The sequence below is a fragment of the Microcoleus sp. bin38.metabat.b11b12b14.051 genome (assembly GCF_013299165.1).
Taxonomy (GTDB): domain Bacteria; phylum Cyanobacteriota; class Cyanobacteriia; order Cyanobacteriales; family Microcoleaceae; genus Microcoleus.
Genome location: NZ_JAAFKD010000043.1, coordinates 1 through 16,826, shown reverse-complemented (window position 1 = coordinate 16,826; position 16,826 = coordinate 1). Strand labels below are relative to the sequence as shown.

Annotated in this window: 11 protein-coding genes; 5 read left to right on the top strand and 6 right to left on the bottom strand. The window is 44.9% G+C overall.

Features of this window, described 5'->3' with window-relative positions:
* Nucleotides 1-17 precede the first annotated feature (17 nt).
* Both QZW47_RS27975 and QZW47_RS27970 read right to left on the bottom strand, forming a co-directional pair.
* Nucleotides 18-779 carry a Uma2 family endonuclease gene (locus tag QZW47_RS27975; RefSeq protein WP_293134966.1) on the bottom strand — a complete coding sequence of 254 codons (762 nt, stop codon included), beginning with the start codon at nucleotides 777-779 and terminating at the stop codon, nucleotides 18-20.
* A gap of 30 nt (nucleotides 780-809) precedes the next feature.
* Nucleotides 810-1,889: a dipeptide epimerase gene (locus QZW47_RS27970; protein WP_293134963.1), complete on the bottom strand. Its 1,080-nt coding sequence runs from the start codon at nucleotides 1,887-1,889 to the stop codon at nucleotides 810-812.
* A gap of 158 nt (nucleotides 1,890-2,047) precedes the next feature.
* Here QZW47_RS27970 and QZW47_RS27965 point away from each other — a divergent pair, with 158 nt between their 5' ends.
* Entirely contained in the window at nucleotides 2,048-2,488 is a 441-nt protein-coding gene (locus QZW47_RS27965; protein ID WP_293134960.1) for an NADAR family protein, read from the top strand.
* A 4-nt stretch (nucleotides 2,489-2,492) separates the two neighbouring features.
* Here the strand turns inward: QZW47_RS27965 and QZW47_RS27960 are convergent, their stop codons facing one another.
* Together QZW47_RS27960 and QZW47_RS27955 are read right to left on the bottom strand one after the other, a co-directional pair.
* Nucleotides 2,493-2,705: a hypothetical protein gene (locus tag QZW47_RS27960; protein WP_293134957.1), complete on the bottom strand. Its 213-nt coding sequence runs from the start codon at nucleotides 2,703-2,705 to the stop codon at nucleotides 2,493-2,495.
* Nucleotides 2,706-3,764: 1,059 nt separating this feature from the next.
* Complete coding sequence (locus tag QZW47_RS27955) at nucleotides 3,765-4,469, bottom strand: hypothetical protein (RefSeq protein WP_293134954.1); 705 nt, start codon at nucleotides 4,467-4,469, stop codon at nucleotides 3,765-3,767.
* 252 nt (nucleotides 4,470-4,721) lie between these two features.
* Here QZW47_RS27955 and QZW47_RS27950 point away from each other — a divergent pair, with 252 nt between their 5' ends.
* The 4 genes from QZW47_RS27950 (at nucleotide 4,722) to rsmB (ending at nucleotide 11,913) form a co-directional block, all read left to right on the top strand.
* Nucleotides 4,722-5,867, top strand: coding sequence for a hypothetical protein (locus tag QZW47_RS27950; protein WP_293134951.1), 1,146 nt, complete (start codon nucleotides 4,722-4,724; stop codon nucleotides 5,865-5,867).
* Nucleotides 5,868-6,269: 402 nt separating this feature from the next.
* Entirely contained in the window at nucleotides 6,270-9,221 is a 2,952-nt protein-coding gene (locus QZW47_RS27945; RefSeq protein ID WP_293134948.1) for a tetratricopeptide repeat protein, read from the top strand.
* 208 nt (nucleotides 9,222-9,429) lie between these two features.
* The gene (locus tag QZW47_RS27940) at nucleotides 9,430-10,104 is read left to right on the top strand and encodes a Uma2 family endonuclease (RefSeq protein WP_293134945.1); all 675 of its coding nucleotides are present in this window, start codon (nucleotides 9,430-9,432) and stop codon (nucleotides 10,102-10,104) included.
* Nucleotides 10,105-10,278: 174 nt separating this feature from the next.
* A complete protein-coding gene (gene rsmB / locus QZW47_RS27935) occupies nucleotides 10,279-11,913 on the top strand; it encodes a 16S rRNA (cytosine(967)-C(5))-methyltransferase RsmB (RefSeq protein WP_293134942.1) in 1,635 nt (544 codons plus the stop codon).
* Nucleotides 11,914-12,516: 603 nt separating this feature from the next.
* Here the strand turns inward: rsmB and QZW47_RS27930 are convergent.
* Nucleotides 12,517-15,144, bottom strand: coding sequence for a transglycosylase domain-containing protein (locus QZW47_RS27930; protein ID WP_293134939.1), 2,628 nt, complete (start codon nucleotides 15,142-15,144; stop codon nucleotides 12,517-12,519).
* A 158-nt stretch (nucleotides 15,145-15,302) separates the two neighbouring features.
* Entirely contained in the window at nucleotides 15,303-16,313 is a 1,011-nt protein-coding gene (gene chlG, locus QZW47_RS27925; protein ID WP_293134936.1) for a chlorophyll synthase ChlG, read from the bottom strand.
* Between the last annotated feature and the right edge of the window lie 513 nt (nucleotides 16,314-16,826).

The following is a 16,826-nucleotide window of genomic DNA, read 5'->3' as shown; positions in this document are numbered from 1 at the left end:
CTAAAATCGATTGGGTGTTAGCTGTGATTTGGGTTCAGGCTAAGATCATTCGGATCTTCTCCCAATTCTCGCAATCTCGCCTCTAGTCGCGAGGCTCGCTGTTGAGCAGCTTCTGCTTGCTGTTGAGCAGCTTCTTCAGGTAACAGAATTAGATTGCCAGACTCGTTATAGAAACGCGCCCAGACTGCTGTTTCTCGATCGACAATTCCTTCCCAAGTACCCAACCAAAAACCTAAAGTTTGACTCCACAGCCAACCCCGCTCGTTAGGTACTAATGGTTGATAGCGTTGATTATTATCTAAATGCCATCCCCGCAAAGAATTCGGATCGAAAGGATCGAAAATAAAGTAATCAGGCGTTCTAAAAACCTGCTCGTAAATATCCTTTTTGATACCTGTATCTACATTAGCAGTGGCAGGCGACATTAATTCCACAATGACATCCGGGTAACGTCCGTTTTCTTCCCAAACTACCCAACCCTGTCGGGAAGTATTGCCGTCAACACCCAACACAGCGAAAAAATCCGGGCCTCGAAAATCCCGATTACAAACCTGTTGAGTGCTGAAGTAAATAAACATATTGCCACCGACAAAAAAATCGTTCCGGTGAGCTAAACCTTGTTCTGCGGAACGAATTAAAACATTCATTGCTATGCGGTGGCGGTTGCTTTCCATTTCTGCCGCATCATCAAAAATTAAATCAGTCGGTGGCTTATGTTGTTCATAAAAAAGCTGTGCTTCTCTATCAATTTGCCCTGCAAGTGATTCAAGTGATATCATAGCATCTCTCGTTCATTTTTAGCGATACCTTTATTCTACAATGTCAATTCGCTGCACTCCCAATCCCGATCGCCCGTTTGGTAGCAAACACCCATTTTCAACGACTGCACCCGTGAAAGGATCGTCAATTAAATTCAAGTGACTGTCCAAATCCAGGTAATCAGCGAGGGGCGAAAGTTGTGCGGCTGCGGTATTGGCGATCGCACTATCGGAATAGCAGCCGAACATTACTTGCAAATTGCACGCTTTTGCAGTGTGAATCATCCGCATGGCTTCTGTTAATCCGCCGGATTTCATCATTTTGATATTGATGCCGTGGACGCAATGTGCTAACTTGGGTATATCCGAACTGTCAAAGCAACTTTCATCAGCAAAGATTGGCAACGCTGACTGACGATATAGTTCTGAAAATTCAACTAAATCTGCAACTGGTAATAGCGGTTGTTCGACATATTTAATGTTATATTGTTCCAGCCAGCGACACATTTTTACAGCATCTTTTAAACTCCAACCGCCGTTAGCATCAACACTGATTTGAACGTTAGTCGGCGCTTCGTCTAATACAGCGATGAACATAGCTTTATCGGCTTCGATTCCTTCGGGATTGCCCAATTTAATTTTGACAGCGCGGTATTTGATACTTGCCGGATCTGTCGCATCTTTGCCAAACCAATGGCGCACTCTGTCTCTGGCACCAGATGGCGAATTTATGCCGATGGTGACAGATGTGGGGACAATGCGCGATCGATCTAATCCCCACATTTTCCACAGCGGCAAGCCTGCTTTTTTGCCCAGCCAGTCGTGCATTGCCATGTCGATGCCGGCGCGGGCGGCCGAGGGTAGCTCGACCTCTGTGAAGATTTGTTCGACTTTTTGGCGATCGCACGGAGTAAACTTTTCTAACAGGGGTACAACTTCCTGCAATGCAGTTAGCAAACTTTGGGTAGTTTGGGGCTTACAACCTGTGGAAAACGGCGAAGCTTCTCCCCAACCTTCGACGCCTTCGTGCGTTAATTTTACCCACAAATTCGTACTTTGGGCTGTAGTACCGCGGCTGATGGTAAGCGCAAACCGCTTGCGGAGAGTGAAAGTTTCTATTTGAATCTGCATGATGAGTTATAAACAGTGGGTTGTAGAGTTACAAAATAATTTCAGTTGTGACATTTTACTAAAAAATCGCGATTTATCCAACGGCTAATTGTAAATTGTGGCATAATTATAGGTAGGAAAGGTACGCAGTATACAGCCTACATCAGCCATAAAATATTATGACTATTTACTTTTACAGTACGCGGAGTGAATACGGTAGTTTCTCTAACTTTTCCCGTCACGGATTCGAGTTAGACGGAGAATACTGGCCGACTACCGAGCATTATTTTCAAGCACAAAAGTTTCCCGAAACGGAATACTGCGACCAAATTCGCCAAGCAAAAACGCCGAAAGATGCCGCCAAAATGGGGCGCGAGCGCTCTCGTCCCCTGCGCCAAGATTGGGAACAGGTAAAAGATGATATCATGCGAAAAGCCGTACTGTGCAAATTTGAAACTCATGCCGATATCCGCGAAATCTTACTCGCTACTGGCGATGAGGAAATAGTCGAAAATGCACCCGGAGATTATTATTGGGGTTGCGGCAAAGATGGCAGCGGCAAAAATATGTTGGGAAAGATTTTAATGGAAGTGCGAGAGATTTTGCGAAAAGGTACGTAGCTTTTCAGTTGACTGTTGACTGTTGACTGTTGACTGTTGACTGTTGACTGTTGACTGTTGACTGTTGACTGTTGACTGTTGACTGTTGACTGTTGACTGTTGACTGTTGACTGTTGACTGTTGACTGTTGACTGTTGAGGGCTATCTCTGGATAAAAGGAAGAGGATTGAAACGGGTGCATCTCACTTTGGCAAATATGTTTGTAGGGGCGAAGCATGACCGCAGTCAATATGGGATTATAACTAATAACTTATATGCGGTCATGCTTCGCCCTCTTCAAAAGTGAGATGCACCCATTGAAACAGTGAATAATTCTGTTGTATATCATGCGTGAAAAAACATTGCTACAATAAAAAATAGAGGTTTTTATCTGTAGGGAAACGGCACTGCCGTATCCGGCAATTTATGATGATGACAGATAACTGATATATGCTTAATAAGCGTATCAACAATTTGTCAAAATCGTATTATTCCCTAAAGTGATAAAGCTTTCAACCCATTCTTAATGGAAAAAAAAATAATTGCATTTTTTGCTAAGCACCAATTGTAAATGATAAAGCAGGACTTAATTAATTCTAAGTCCTGCAATGCTGCTCAGCGATAGTTTCCTCAATTTTATTAAACAAGGTGACTCAAACAATCCGCCTGACAAAGTGTCAAATTTTGTGTCAATCTCCTCAGGCTGTTCTAGTAGAGGGTTTAGCCTCTCCTTGGAGACTGCGAAGCAGGGGAAACGGTAAAAACCCTGCACCACTTTTGGGTTTGAACAACTATTGTCAACCGGAATTAACTTTTATTGTCGCAAGTACAGCATTGTTGACCAGTCGCCTCCCGGACACCGTTCTCCTTAGGTTGGCGATTCACAAGTTACACAGCAAAATACCTGTTCTGGTTAAGGTTTGTTTTTGATTTATGCTGTATGTTTCTATTCTGTGCGATTTCTATAAATTGTCACCTATTGTACAGAATTCTTAACACTTTTTCGTTCTAAAACCTGCTTTATCTACTTTTGGTAAAGGATCGATCGCACTTTTGGAATCCTCCCTCAGACTTAAGTATGGGGAGTGTAGCTTAAGTCAGTTTCAAACGAATTATCAGATTGCTTACCAGAAAGAATTGGTTTAAAGCCGGAACTCTTAAAGGCGAGAAATTAAAAGAAAACTATTGATTAGTCTAATCCTCTTCCTTTTAGCTAGAGGTCACACTCATTTGTCAACTGTCAATTGTCAACTGTCAATTGTCAACTGAATCAATGCTTACCGTTAAGATGTTTGAGTTATTTCGCTACATTCGTGCCAATTTGCCGCAGTTGCTGTTGAATTCTGTTGAATTCTTTTTGTTCTTCGCTTAGTAAAGAATTGTCGATCGGCGATCGCATATCCCACTGCAACTCAGACAATAAAAGCAAACATCCGGCCATAATTATGCCTGTGGTTAGATATTGCCAAGGCGCAACTAAGGTTAAGAGAGGTATGCTAAATAAATGAGTTAGCCCGATCGCGATAAAAGCACGCGATCGCAAACCGAGCCCAGTACAAAAATAGCCGATCGCGCTCAACCCCAACCACAAATCGCACAGATGTAGCAACCAAAATCCCCAACCCGCAAAAATACTGCAATCTGTCACAACCAAACCAGAAATCATCAAAATCGCCCAAGAGTAAAGAATCCAGCTAACACGCTCGACTTTTACCCAAAACAAAGTCAAAACCGCCATTATCCCAGTGCCAATTAGAGTCACTGTTGACCACAGAATCGCCTGAAAGCTCCAACTCAGGGGGACAAACTGAGCCGTAAAAAAAATCCCCGCCGTCACCAAACCCCAAACCAAAAAAGTTTGGTCGATGCGGGTATAAAATCGTGAGAAAGGAGTGATATTTCCAATTTGCCAGTGGAGGCGCAAGAGGCCTTCGAGGTCTTGTACATCGAGATGTTCTTGTTTGCAGCGGATTAGGGGTTCGGAGGCGTTGAAGAAGGTCATCCGGTATGAGGGGGGAGAGATATTAAGTTTCGCGTATTGTAACAAAACTTCAAGAAGATTTTGCAGATTTTATATCCTTTTTTCTCGTTCCCTGGCTCTGCCTGTGGAGGTAGATCCAAAAAAAGATTTGGACGGGCAAGATGCCCATGCCACGAGAGTTTGATTGATTTTGTGTGTCTAGCCAGAATATACGTCAGATTTGACGTACAATGAAAACAACGTATATTATAAGAATATAATTAAGGAGAGAATATGAAAGCAAATCCAGGCGGAGAAATTGCCCCAGCAGAAGTCATGGGCAGAGACAAGCTCATCTGTGATTTATGGGGGATTTTAGAGCAGCAAAGTGTTATATTGAGTGCCGAGCGGCGGATGGGGAAAACGTCGGTAATTAAGAAAATGCGATCGGAAGCTACGGCAGATAAGTTGCCGATTTATCGTGACTTGGAAAATGTGCGATCGCCCTTAGAATTTGTCGAGACAGTTTTTAAGGATGTCGAAGAATATTTAAGCCGTTTTAAGAGCACCGCCAAGAAAACTCGCGCATTCCTCACTCAACTGGGAGGTACAGAATTTAGTGGTTTCAAGTTGCCGGAGATTGCCGCCCCGCACTGGAAAGCTTTGCTAACTCAAACTATAGCTGATTTGGTCGAGAATCAAGATCGAACAGTCATTTTGTTTTGGGATGAAGTGCCGTATATGCTGCACAATATCGGCGATGCAGCGGCGATGGAATTGCTCGATACTTTGCGATCGATCCGGCAGATGTACCCGGCAGTTAGAATGGTTTATACAGGTTCGATCGGCTTGCATCATGTGCTGAATGATCTCAGAAAAGCGGGCTATAAAAACGAGCCGACTAACGATATGTACGTTCAAGATGTGCCGCCACTATCTGTAAAAGATGCAACTAACTTAGCTCGCAAATTGCTTGACGGCGAAAATATTTCCACACCCGATATTCAAGGAAGTGCTGTTTTTATCGCCGATGAATTAAGCAACATTCCTTTTTACATCCACCATTTAATTGTCAAACTTAAATTGCGCGGTGGATCGGGTGACATCCCAGCGATTAAGGAAATAATTGCTGATTGTTTGGATGACCCGCTGAATCCTTGGAAAATGGAACATTATCGAGACAGAATTGATAGTTACTACGATGAAAAACAGTGTCGTTATGCTCTGAATTTACTGGATACTTTGGTAGCTACTGATGGAGATTTATCCTTTAATGAGTTGTTTGACGGTATTAAGCAAGAGTCGGAAACTCAAGACAAGGAAATGGCGCGGAAAGTTGTCAGACTTTTGGAGCAAGATTACTATATTTATAAGAAAGATAGCAAATATCAATTCCGGTATCCGCTGATTCAAAAATACTGGAAATCCTTAAGATGTTGAACTGTTATCGTAGGGTGTGTCGCCTTGAAAAATCCCTAAATCAAATCGACAATTTCAGGGCGACGCACCTTACACATGGGTTGAAGAAAACAAACTCAAAACTCCTCTCATAATTTGTGTAGGGTGTGTCGCCTGCGATAAATCCTTAATTCAATCGACAATCTAATGGCGACGCACCTTACATAATGGTGCAGACAAAAAATGTAGTCAAATATGAGCTCTGTCAGGTGCGTCGCCCTGAGATTGTCGATATTTTTGAGAGATTTTCGAGGGCGACACACCCTACGGCTACTGTAGTTAAATATGAACTCTCTCAGGTGCGTCGCCCTGAGATTGTCGATATTTTTGAGAGATTTTCGAGGGCGACACACCCTACGGCTAAATAACCAACACAATTAATCCATGAAAAACACATTAATATCTCGATTTACTCCCAGCTTGATGGCACCAGAAACCCTCGAAGCCATCCTCGTACAGCGTCACACACTGGCAAACCATTTAGTAGAAAACATCCGCGAAAGCGCCCTCACACCCAACAAACATTATCAACTCCTAATCGGGCCGCGCGGCATTGGCAAAACTCACTTAGTATCTCTGATTTATCACCGCATTTCTAAGATGGAGGATTTGCAGGATAAATTGCTAATTGCATGGCTGAGGGAAGAAGAATATGGGATAGCATCTTTCTTAGATTTGTTGATTGCAATATTGCGCGCCATTGGTAAAGAATATCCCGCAGAATATCAAGCAAAGTTACACGATGCTGTCGAAGGGCTTTATGAGTTGTCGTCGGAGGATGCTGAATCTGTGGCGGCACAATTGTTGAGAGATTTTATGGGAAATCGCGTTTTGCTGTTGATTGTCGAAAATTTGGATGATGTATTTGGCGGGTTGGGCGATATTGGACAAAAGCAGTTTCGGGCTTATATTCAAAATTATGCGTTTTTGACTATCTTGGCAACTTCCCAAAGTTTGTTTGATGGTATTGAATCGCGCGACAAGCCTTTTTACGGCTTTTTTTATAGTCATACTTTAAAAGAATTAGAACTCGATGATGCTGTAAATTTGTTACATCAGATTGCTAGCTTGGAAGGGAAAAGCGAATTAGCATCTTTTATTCAAGATGCAGCGGGACGAGATCGGATTAAAGTTGTACATTTCCTTTCTGGCGGTAGTCCCCGGATTTATATGGTTTTCTCCGATTTTCTGGTGAATCGCGAATCTCTAAATAAACTTGTGGAAACATTTATGGCGATGCTGGACGATTTAACGCCGTATTACCAGGATCGGATGAAATATATCTCAAATCAGCAGCGCAAGATTGTTGATTTTTTGGCTGATTTGCGCCGCGCTGGCCCGGTGAAAGAAATTGCTAAACGCTGTTTTATCTCTCAGCAAACTGCATCAAGTCAACTGAAAGATTTGCGGCAAAAGGGTTATGTGAAAAGTGAAGAAATCGGGCGGGAGTCTTGGTACGAGTTGCGGGAACCGCTGATGCGTTTTTGTTTGGAAGTTAAGAAGCAGCGCAATGAACCGATTAGATTGTTGGTGGATTTTTTGCGGGTTTGGTATACGCGGCAAGAGTTGGAACAGCGATTGGGATTGAGGATGGCGGATGTTGATTTTGCGGACAAGGAAAGTCGTTTTGAGTATCGAGAAAATTTGCCACCGATTCCACCTGATGCTGTGATGGAACGAGAATATTATACGCGGGCGCTGGAGGCAATTGAGAATAATGAGGAAGATCCACGTTGTAAGGCTTATTTTGATGAAATTGAATATTGTCGCGAACAGAAAGATTATGTTTCGGCTTTAGCATATGCGGAAAAATTGGTAACAAGTCGTGGCGAGGCAAAGGATTGGTCAGAAAAGGGGCGATGTTTAAATAGGCTGGAACGCTATGATGAAGCTTTGGAGTGTTTAAATAAAGCGATCGAACTTGATTCTAATTATGCTATAGCTTGGCGTATCCGAGGCGATGTACTGGACGACCTCAAACGCTATGATGAAGCTGTAGAATCTTTAGACAAAGCTATTAAAATTGATCCAAATAATGCTTCATCATGGCGTATCCGAGGTTATGTACTCAGGAATCTAAAACGCTATGATGAAGCCTTAGCATCCTTCGATCGCGCGATCGAACTAGATGCCAATGATAAGTGGGCTTGGGCTAATCGAGGCAATGTACTCAACAACCTCAAACGCTATGATGAAGCCTTAGCATCCTTGGATAGGGCGATCGAACTAGATGCCAATTATAAGTGGGCTTGGGATAATCGAGGCAATTTACTCGAAAAGCTCAAACGCTATGATGAAGCCTTAGTATCCTTCGATCGCGCGATCGAACTTGATGCCAATGATCCGTATGCTTCGACACTTCGAGGCAATTTACTCGAAAAGCTCAAACGCTATGATGAAGCCTTAGTATCTTTCGATCGCGCGATCGAACTAGATGCCAATGATGAGTGGGCTTGGCGTAAACGAGGCGGTGTACTCAGCAACCTCGAACGCTACGATGAAGCCTTAGCATCTTACGATCGCGCGATCGAACTTGATGCCAATTATCAGTTGGCTTGGGCTAATCGAGGCGATATACTCAACAAGCTCAAACGCTATGAAGAAGCCTTAGTATCTTTAGATCGGGCACTCGAACTTGATGCCAACGATCCGTGGGCTTGGGCTTGGCGAGGTCATGTACTCAACAACCTCGAACGCTATGAAGAAGCCTTAGTCTCTTACGATCGCGCGATCGAACTTGATGCCAATGATGAGTGGGCTTGGTTTCATAGAGGCTGGACACTGGATAATCTCGGCCGTTATGAAGAAGCTTTAATCTCTTGTGATAAAGCGATCGCACTTGGAGATCAAGATTCATGTGTCTTCTTCAACCGTGCCATTGCCATTCTCGGATTGAATCGTTGGGATGAAGGCATCACCGCCTTAGAAGACGCATTTCAACGCCTCGAACCCGATCGTGAAGCAGATTCAGATGATGCCGAGTTAATTATCAGCAACCTGTTCGCGAACACGAACAATCCAACGATATCTCAGACTCGCATCACCAGCCTAATTGCAGTTTACGAAAAACACGAATATCTCTCAGTGTTAGGACAGGGAATCGTGCGAAACATCCCCGGGCTAATGTCAGAAATGGTCAGCGACAAAGCCGCCCGCACTTGGTTAGAATGGTGGCAAGAACAAACCAGCAACTACGAACAATTTCAAATTCCCATCCGCCTGCTGAATGCGGCTGTCCGCTATAAGGAAACTAAGGGCGATAGACGAGTTTTGCTAGAACTTCCCATTGAAGAACGCACTTTATTAGAACCGTTGGTGTCAACAAAATTAGAATAAGACCCGGCGGTTGAAACCGCGTCTACACAAACAAAACCCGCCTCCGCGGGTTGAAGACCGAACGGTTAAAATACGTTATTCTCTTCAGTCCGCGGAGGCGGACATTGTTTGTATAGCTGCGGTTTCAACCGCCGTCTTATTCCAAACATATTGTCTTATAAAATAGAGTAAAATAGAAATTGATGATACTAGCAAAGGACTCATCCCCATGACAGCAACAATTCCGACTAAAACCTCACCAGAAATCATCTACCCCGACAGCGACGGCCAACCCATGTCAGACAATACCAAACAGTTTGAACTAATTGTTACTATTCAAGGTGGAATAGATGCGTTATACAAAGATAATGAAAATGTCTTTGTAGCAGGTGACTTGCTGTGGTATCCAGTCGAAGGCAATAACAAAACTCGCCAAGCACCTGATACGATGGTAGTGTTTGGCAGACCGAAAGGTTACAGAGGTTCTTATCAACAATGGCTGGAAGACAATATCGCGCCGCAAGTTGTCTTTGAAATCATCTCCCCTGGCAACCGAATGGGAGCACTGTTTAAGCTGTTTCATTTCTACGAGGATTATGGAGTAGAAGAATATTATGTCTACGATCCAGAAGATAATGAGTTAATGGGTTGGCTGCGAACTGATGAAGAACTCAACTATATTGAATCAATCGAGGGTTGGGTGAGTCCGCGTTTGCAGATACGTTTTCAAACTGCATCGGGAGATTTGGAAATTTATCGGCCTGATGGACAGAAGTTTTTGTCCTATGTGGAGTTGTCAAGACAACAGGAATCTGTACAGCGACAAATGGAATTAACACAACAAAAAGCCGATCGCCTTTCTGACAAATTACGAGAAATGGGCATCAATCCAGAGGATATTTGAGGCCCTCGGCGATTGGAAATCGCGGCTACACAAACGATGTCCGCCTACGCGGACTGAAGAAAGGAAATTCAACCCGCGAAGGCGGGTTTTGTGTGTGTAGACGCGGTTTCAACCGCCGTCTCAACCGTCGGGTATTTGAATCACCTATAATAATTTGACATATAACCAGCCGCCATGCAAAATCCTCGTCAAATAGCCTTTCTCGCACTCCGCGAAGTCCACCGCCGAGGTGCATTCGCAGACGCCGCCCTCGATCGCACTTTTCGCAATTCCCAACTCAGCGACCTCGATCGCCGTTTAGTCACAGAGTTAGTGTACGGTAGCGTCAGGAGAATGCGATCGATCGACTTTATCATCGACAAACTAGCCACAAAGAAATCCTCCCAACAACCGCCGGATCTCCGCACCATCCTGCATTTAGGCCTATATCAACTCCAATATCTCAACCACATTCCCCCCTCCGCCGCCGTCAACACCACCGTTCAACTAGCCAAAGAAAACAAATTATCAGGACTCAGCAGTTTTGTCAACGGTTTGCTGCGACAATATATACGTTTAACCCCCCCAACCCCCCCTTACCAAGGGGGGGCTAAGAGCGAGCCTAATTCTGCTGCGCTACCTGAGACTTTCACCCCCCCAACCCCCCCTTACCAAGGGGGGGCTAAGAGCGAGCCTAATTCCCCTCAGCAACCAGAAACTCAAACTACATCCAATCCCCCCCCTTACCAAGGGGGGGCTAAGAGTGTTCCTAATTCCCCTCAGCAACCAGAGACTCAAACTACATCCAATCCCCCCCCTTACCAAGGGGGGGCTAGGGGGGGTTTGAATTCCCTCAATCCCCCCCCTTACCAAGGGGGGGCTAGGGGGGGTTTGAATTTCCTAACATTACCCGAAAATCGAATTGAACGCCTGGGAATTCTGCACAGCTTCCCCGACTGGCTAGTAGAATTGTGGAACGAACAAATAGGCGAAACCGAAACCGAACAACTCTGTGAATGGTTCAATCAATCCCCCACAATTCACCTCAGAATTAATCCTTTAAAAAGCTCGATCGCCCAAATCGAGGCCGCCTTCCAAGCCCAGAACATCTCCACCAGCAGAATCCCCCATTTACCCCAAGCATTAAGACTAAATTCTAGTACCGGCGCAATCCCAAACCTCCCCGGATATCGCGAAGGTTGGTGGACAATCCAAGATAGCAGCGCTCAATTAGTCACCCATTTACTCGATCCACAGCCCGGGGAAATTATTATCGATGCCTGCGCCGCGCCCGGAGGGAAAACTACTCACAGCGCTGAATTAATGCAGGATACAGGCACGATTTACGCCTGCGACAAAACCGCTAGTAGGCTTAAAAAAATTACTGAAAATGCCGATCGACTCCAGATGAAATCCATTAAAATTCATACCGGAGACAGCCGCCAATTCCCAGAATTTATCAACCTAGCAGACAGAGTATTATTAGACGCGCCTTGTTCCGGCCTCGGAACCCTTCACCGCCGCGCTGACGCCCGCTGGCGACACACGCCCGAAAATATTCAAGAACAATCGCAACTGCAATCGGAATTACTAGCAAATGTCGCGACATTTGTCAAGTCCGGCGGCGTTTTAGTTTACGCAACTTGCACGATTCATCCTTTGGAAAATGAACGAGTTGTGCGATCGTTCTTAGATACCAATCCTAACTGGAAAATCGAACCGCCAACCATTGATTTACCTGTACAGCCGTCAGCGGAAGGATGGGTGAAAGTTTGGCCGCACAAGCATCAAATGGATGGCTTTTTTATGGTGCGACTGAAACGAGATTAAACTGAAACGAGATTAAACAGAATTCAACCCGCGGAGGCGCGTGAGTGTTTGTGTAGACGCGGTTTCAACCGCCGTCTTCTTCTGGATGGCTTCTTTATGGTGAAGCTGAAACGAGATTAAGCAGAATTCAACCCGCGGAGGCGCGTGAGTGTTTGTGTAGACGCGGTTTCAACCGCCGTCTTCTTCTGGATGGCTTCTTTATGGTGAAGCTGAAACGAGATTAAGCAGAATTCAACCCGCGGAGGCGCGTGAGTGTTTGTGTAGACGCGGTTTCAACCGCCGTCTTCTTCTGGATGGCTTCTTTATGGTGAAGCTGAAACGAGATTAAGCAGAATTCAACCCGCGGAGGCGCGTGAGTGTTTGTGTAGACGCGGTTTCAACCGCCGTCTTCTTCTGGATGGCTTTTTTATGGTGAAGCTGAAACGAGATTAAGCAGAATTCAACCAATGCGCGTGAGTGTTTGTATAGACGCGGTTTCAACCGCCGTCTTTTTCTGGATGGCTTTTTTATGGTGCGACTGAAACGAGATTAAGCAGAATTCAACCCGCGGAGACGGGTTTGGTTTCTATAGACGCGGTTTCAACCGCCGTCTTCTTTAAGAGTTTAATATCTCGAATCTTGACTAGCAGGCTCTTGATAAGCCGGCTCTTGATAAACCGGTTCGCGACGCCTGGGTTCGGGATTGGGATTGTAAGGGACGATCGCCCCATCCTCATTGACAATCATTCCTCGAATAATCTCCTTGGGCTCCACGGGTTTGGCCTTAATACTGCCTTTGCGGCCCTCCAACTCAGGTAACTTGGGAAACTCCTGTACCGGCATTCCCTTGACAGCTTGACTCATAAAATCGCGCCAATTGTAAGCCGCAGTACCGCTAGTTCCCCCCGTCGGGTAATTGTCATCATTCCCCAGCCAAACGCCTGTCACTACCTGCGGAATGTAACCGATAAACCACAAATCCCGTACCTTTTCGGAAGTGCCAGTTTTGCCTGCTACAGCCCGATCGGCTAAAGAAGCAGGCCCGCCCGTACCACCAGTCACCACACCCTCCAACATCCAAGTAGTAATCGCGGCACTATCCTTATCCAAAACCCGCTTCGGTTTAAAGTTAGCCTTATAAATCACATCTCCGCGCTGATTAATCACCTTAGTAATGCCGTGGGCTTCAATAAAATTACCTTCCGACGCTAAAGTACCGTAAGCATTAGTTAATTCCAGCAAATTCACCTCAGACGAGCCCAAAGCCAGGGAATAAATCGGACTTAATTTAGACTTAATTCCCATATCCTTGGCTAATTTCATCGCCGGTTCAAACCCGACATCCATCAACACCTTCACAGCTACGACATTCACCGAACTCCTCAAAGCGTCAGAGATCGATCGCCAACCGCTAAACTTTTTACCATAATTATTCGGTTGATAGCCGTCAATAATAATTGGCGCATCTTCATAGCTGTCGTAAGGCGAAAAACCGGCCCCCATAGCCGCCGCATAAACCAACCCTTTAAAAGTCGAGCCTGGCTGCCGCAAAGCCTGCGTAGCGCGATTAAACTGGCTTTCCTTAAAACTTCCGCCACCGACTAGCGCCTTAACTTCCCCTGTTTTTGTTTCAATCGAAACCAAAGCCGCCTGTTCAAAACCCTGACGGCGGCCATCAACCTCGATCGCATCTTTAACCACCTGTTCCGCTATTTTCTGCCACTTCAAATCCACCGTCGTCTCGACAGTCAAACCGCCAGATTCCAAAGCATCCTTAGAAACATAGCGCGGCAATTCCTTGCGAATGTAACTAGCAAAATAAGGCGCGACTACTTTAAATCGCTTCGGTTGGCTTTGTTTCACCTTGAGAGGTTCCGCCTGCGCTTCCTTCGCCTGCGCTTCTGTAATTACCTTCGCTTCCTGCATTTGTTGCAGCACAGTATTGCGCCGTTGCTTAGCAAGATTTGGATTAACCAAAGGCGAATATTCGCTCGGCGCTGGTGGTAAACCCGCCAAAGTTGCCATCTCTGCCAAAGTTAATTTATCGACTGGTTTGCTAAAGAAAACCCAAGCCGCATCCGCCACCCCGTAAGCATCTGAACCCAAATAAACCAGATTTAAATATCTTTCTAAAACTTGTTCTTTAGTCAACTCCCGCTCTATTTTCTGAGCTAAAAGAGCTTCCCGAACCTTCCGCTTAATGCTTCTTTCTTGATTGAGAAAAACGACGCGGGCCAATTGTTGGGTAATTGTACTGCCACCCTGCACCAAATCTCTGGCTATCACATTAGAACCAATCGATCGCGCAATACCTTGATAATCGACCCCGCGATGTTCGTAAAAACGGCGGTCTTCTATGGAAATAAAAGCTTTCACCAACAGTTCTGGAATTTCCTTAAGTTTCAGCTTATCTCTAGTTGCCGGCCCCGACTGCAACAAAATCGTATTGTCTGCCGCCTTAATTGTTAGCGTTCCATCGCGGTTAAAAGCCGACAAATCGTTAACATCGGGTAAACCTTTGTCTAAGGTGTATAAAATCCACAAACCGTATATTAAAGCGCCACTTCCCAGACTGAGAATACCTAAAGCAATCCAAAATCTAGGGCGGCGGGAGAACCGTTTTTTAGTCTTTTTCTGCGGTTTGCTCTCTTCCTCCGGTGCAATACTTTCCTGTAGTTCAGTATTTATTTGTAGTTCGGTATTCTGCGGTGCGCTATTTTCCTGTAGTTGAGTATTTATTTGTAGTTCGGTGTTCTGCGGTGCGCTAATTTCCTGTATTTCAGTATTTGTTTGCAGTTCGGTGTTCTGCGGTGCGCTAATTTCCGGCACTACACTATCCGATTTTTCGGGTAATTTAGTTCCCAGCCCAGTCAATCCCGGCGGCAAAAGTCCTTTTCCTTTTGCTTGCAAGGAGGTAATTTGAGGTTCAATTTCCAACCAAGCGATTAAGCGCCTCAAACCTTCCCAATCGCGCTTGACTATCGGATATTCATCGTGTTCTGATTCGGAATATTCTGATGCTAATTCTGGCTCTTCTGGAGGTTCAGCATCTTCTGATACCACGTATTCCGATCGCGAATCCGTTGTCCGTGCAGACGATTCGGCCGGAGATGGCCGCGAGTTTAGCCCGGTACTATTGGCAGCATTTGGCGATTCTAGATCGGAATTACCGCCTGCTCCCTTAGTGACTTTGCTCAATTTATCCTTGATATTTGAGAAAAATTCTGCCACGTTCAGACCTTCAAACCTCATCAAGTCAGATTAAAAATTAAAAATTAAAAAAGCTAGCCTTCTTCAATTTTTAATTTTTAACTTGACATTTTTTTTTCAAGAAAACTGTGCGTAATCTTGAGTTATTTTTCTTTGAATCAAAAACTATTTAATTCAAAATTGACAACTCAAAATTCTTCTTAACCAGCATGGCCCAGTGCCAAACCCGCTACTAGCATACCCAACACCAGGAAAGGCTGAGCGCTTGCCTGATATTTAACATCATTTTCCAGGGGATTGCGTAAAAAGTACATATCCTGAAAAGTAATTTGGGGAACGATCAGCAGCAAGAGAATGACAGCGTAAAGGTTTTGGTGAATGCTGATCAGGTAGCCTGCAATCCCTGCTTGAAATATGTCGATCATCAACACGCAAATCCAGGCTGCGGTGTCGATGCCAAACATCACTGGCAAAGATTTTAACCCTAATTGGCGATCGCCCTCAACACTTTTGAAATCATTAACGATCGCAATCCCCAGCCCTGCCAAACTGTAAAACAGAGTCAAAACCATAATCGTGGGATCTAGTGTACCAAACAAAGCTTGACCTGCCCACCAAGGCAGAGCTATATAGCTAGCACCTAGAGCATAATTTCCCAACCAGCCATTCTGCTTGAGTTTCAGCGGTGGCGCCGAGTAGATGTAAGCTAAAAATGCGCCGCCGAGAGTCAAAACAGTCATGATGGGGAATTCATGACCCGCCCACAAGTCTAGAGCATAGGCTACCGCAATGCCTGCGGCTAATAATACCAAAATTTGCGTTACTACTTGGGGAATCGAGATGATACCGGAGGGAATTGGGCGGTAGGGCTCGTTAATGGCGTCGATGTCGCGATCGTAAAAATCGTTCAAAGTTTGAGTGTACCCAGCCAGCAGAGGCCCTGACATTAACATACAAGCGCAGGCGATCGCGAAATTCTCTAAATTCCAAACATAATTTCCCGAAGAAGCCGCCCCGCACACCACGCCCCACATCAGGGGAATCCAGGTAATCGGTTTCATCAATTGCAAGCGAATCTTCCAGATCGAAGTTTCCCCGCTAGCAGCCCCTTTCATACCCAACATTTGCCGAGTTTTGGCGCTGCGCTTGGAGGTAGCAGCGCTTGGAGGTGTGGGTTCTGGGGAGATTGGGGATGGAGGAGAGTCAGACATAATTTGATGTGAGCGGTACAGCTACTATTGTGTAGTTTGCGGTTTCAATAATAATTCTGATAGGATACCACTGATATTTAAGGCATCGTCTGGAAAACTGACCCTGGATTAGAGTTGATGCTAGAGAAAAATATGGGTTTTGCCAAAATATTTTAATATCATTATTTTGTGTAAATGTCAAGGGGATCAATAGTCACTTGACAGTTGACTGTACGGGAATCAAACTGTTTATCAAGAAAATGGGTCTAGCCTCCGAGCGGGTGTGTCGCCATTGTTAATCTCTCGGATGCGATCGCAAATCTGATGGCGACGCACCTTACACCACAAACAGTTGACAATCATCGAGTGAGTGTGTCGCCATTGTCATACCATTTTTATAAAGATGCAATAGAGATACAGGACAATTGGACATTGTAATTATCTCCTTGACCTTTTCATAAAACTCTATCATAACTTTAAAAAAATGGTATAAGGTTCGTAGTGTGGACTTTAGTCCGCTCTTATTGCGGACTA

Bases quoted from the DNA above. Each gene is read 5' to 3' on its own strand.
- QZW47_RS27970 (WP_293134963.1), bottom strand. From the start codon at position 1,889: ATGCAGATTCAAATAGAAACTTTCACTCTCCGCAAGCGGTTTGCGCTT.
- QZW47_RS27965 (WP_293134960.1), top strand. From the start codon at position 2,048: ATGACTATTTACTTTTACAGTACGCGGAGTGAATACGGTAGTTTCTCT.
- rsmB (WP_293134942.1), top strand. From the start codon at position 10,279: ATGCAAAATCCTCGTCAAATAGCCTTTCTCGCACTCCGCGAAGTCCAC.
- QZW47_RS27950 (WP_293134951.1), top strand. From the start codon at position 4,722: ATGAAAGCAAATCCAGGCGGAGAAATTGCCCCAGCAGAAGTCATGGGC.
- QZW47_RS27975 (WP_293134966.1), bottom strand. From the start codon at position 779: ATGATATCACTTGAATCACTTGCAGGGCAAATTGATAGAGAAGCACAG.
- QZW47_RS27945 (WP_293134948.1), top strand. From the start codon at position 6,270: ATGAAAAACACATTAATATCTCGATTTACTCCCAGCTTGATGGCACCA.
- QZW47_RS27930 (WP_293134939.1), bottom strand. From the start codon at position 15,144: ATGAGGTTTGAAGGTCTGAACGTGGCAGAATTTTTCTCAAATATCAAG.
- QZW47_RS27940 (WP_293134945.1), top strand. From the start codon at position 9,430: ATGACAGCAACAATTCCGACTAAAACCTCACCAGAAATCATCTACCCC.
- QZW47_RS27960 (WP_293134957.1), bottom strand. From the start codon at position 2,705: ATGCTTCGCCCCTACAAACATATTTGCCAAAGTGAGATGCACCCGTTT.
- chlG (WP_293134936.1), bottom strand. From the start codon at position 16,313: ATGTCTGACTCTCCTCCATCCCCAATCTCCCCAGAACCCACACCTCCA.
- QZW47_RS27955 (WP_293134954.1), bottom strand. From the start codon at position 4,469: ATGACCTTCTTCAACGCCTCCGAACCCCTAATCCGCTGCAAACAAGAA.